The 1,989-nt window shown below is 46.6% G+C and carries 2 protein-coding genes; both read right to left on the bottom strand.

Translation table 11 applies throughout. The annotated features are described in order from the left end of the window. Positions 1-162: 162 nt before the first annotated feature. The gene (locus ABLL_RS14570) at positions 163-1,155 is read right to left on the bottom strand and encodes a protein rep (RefSeq protein ID WP_014475550.1); all 993 of its coding nucleotides are present in this window, start codon (positions 1,153-1,155) and stop codon (positions 163-165) included. 615 nt (positions 1,156-1,770) lie between these two features. Next, the gene (locus ABLL_RS15030) at positions 1,771-1,989 is read right to left on the bottom strand and encodes a hypothetical protein (RefSeq protein WP_014475548.1); all 219 of its coding nucleotides are present in this window, start codon (positions 1,987-1,989) and stop codon (positions 1,771-1,773) included.

Here is a 1,989-nt window from a genome sequence, read left to right as displayed (position 1 = left end):
TTTTTAAAACCTCCGTTTCTTTCAACTTGCCTCGCAGAGCTCAATACCCCAACGAGCTTGCGAAGTGTCCCCATTACATGGGGGGGGTATTGAGCCCAATACTCTCCCACTTTGTGGGGCGGTCGTAAACTCCCTAGAGTATTGGGCACTGCGGGGCAAAATTCAAATGTCATCGTTCTCTTGCAAAGATTTTATTTCCTCTTGCAAAAGTTCCATTTCCTCTTGCAAGTTTTCTATTTCCGCTTGCAAATTTTCCTCTTGCAAAAGCTCTACTTCCTCATCGCGTTTGTATTCCATGCCACACCATGTGAAGTACTCGGTTTTGAGATACTCCCAAACCTCTGGGTCTAAGTCGTCTTGTTCTAATGGGGGCGTCTCTTTGACAATGCCACCGCTATCGTACTGGTGAGCGCCTTTGCTTTGTTCATCAAGGATCGCAAATTGAGCTTGGGAGAGCTTAGCCACTTTGGCAGGCTTAACGCAATACTTCACACACTCAAGTAGGCTTGAGAGCAAGGCGTTATCTTGCGGGTTAATCTGTGCAAGAGCTTTACCCTTTTTTGGCTTCTTAAGGCGAATGCGGTTGACATGCACAATGGGCGTATAGGGCACTTTTAGGGAGGCTTGCCAAAGGGCGGTTATTTTGGCTTGCGAAAGGTAAAGTTCTGAAACAAAATAACGGCTAGGGGCTACTAGTATGGCGTGGTAATGCGGGTGGCACTCGTGGGGCGGGGTTTGATCACCGATAAATTCAGTGGCGCGGACAAAGCCTAAAAAAGCGTTTTTGAATGCTTTACGCTTAACTAGCTTATGCCATGCCTTGCTCATATGCCCTAGATTGCATTTTAAGGCCTCTAGGGGAGCGTTCTTGATAGTGAGGTGTAGGAAGATATAGCCTACCCTTCTCTTTGCCTCTATGGCTTTAAAAACGCGGTAGAAATAGCTAATCTGTTTTTTAGCCTTTAGCCATGCACACATGGGACAGAAACGCGCTTTGCAAAAGTTGGCTTCTGAAAGAATGCGTTTGAGCTCCTGCGTCTGGGCGTTTTTGTAGACAGCAAAGGCTAAATAAGTGCCACATGCTGCACACCTTTCGGCTTTTCTAGCGTTAATGTGGGCGTAACGGCTAGCTAAGTCTAGGTTCTGGGCTTGCATTCTGTGGCTAGTGAAATCCCCTAAAGTTTGGGCTAAGTCTAAGTCGTCATTTGGTAAAATATTCGTCGCTTTATCTTGTCTGGTAAAGTGGCTTTATCTCATTGGGTAAAGTCTGCATGTGGGTCTCCTTACTTGGTTGTTTGGTAGCCCACACTATAACACAAGTAACCTACTAACACCAAAAAACCCCCACAAACCCCCTACACAGCGCGGTTAAAAGCCTTAATCTAATCCGCCCATAGTTTCTTAATAGTATCAAGATAAGGTTACGCGCGAGAAAAATGGCGTTTTTAAGCACAAAAAAGGGGATCTAAAAAAGCGAGTTATCTTGGTAAGCCTCCGCTATCGCTTCGGCATTCATAGCTTAGCCACTTCGCTACGCTTACGCTTCGCTTTCGTGGCTTGCACTCCGTGCATTGCGGGGGATAGCCCCCGCGCCCCCAAAGAGGCTTTAGAAGCGCAAAGTTTGCAAGTGGGCTTGAGAGATAAGCGTTAGGGGAGGTAGCACAATGAGAGCGGGGGGGGTAGCCCCCCGTACCCCCCAAAGAGAAATCAACACATGGGCAGAGAGTTAACGATCAAAGAGCTTTTGGCAGTGGGGAGGGGAGTGCCCTTTTACTTGTCTTTGGTGGTGGAGTGAAAGATCATTTTTTGCACTAACTCACTCCAAAGCTTAGCTTTTTCCTCGTCTTTGACTTTGCCTTGCGAAAGTGCATTTTGCATGACAAAAACAAGTTCGCTTAGGTCGTTGGTACTCCAAACTAACTTAGCGATCTCTTTTTCATCAGCGGATAGATCAGCGGTTAGCATGCGAAAAATTTCCTCATCTTGCAT

Source organism: Arcobacter sp. L (genome assembly GCF_000284235.1).
Lineage (GTDB): Bacteria > Campylobacterota > Campylobacteria > Campylobacterales > Arcobacteraceae > Aliarcobacter > Aliarcobacter defluvii.
Note: the sequence above shows the minus strand (reverse complement) of the source record. Positions and strands in the feature narration are given on the sequence as shown.

Coding starts and splice junctions, on each gene's coding strand:
- ABLL_RS15030 (WP_014475548.1), bottom strand. CDS start 1,989: ATGCAAGATGAGGAAATTTTTCGCATGCTAACCGCTGATCTATCCGCT.
- ABLL_RS14570 (WP_014475550.1), bottom strand. CDS start 1,155: ATGCAAGCCCAGAACCTAGACTTAGCTAGCCGTTACGCCCACATTAAC.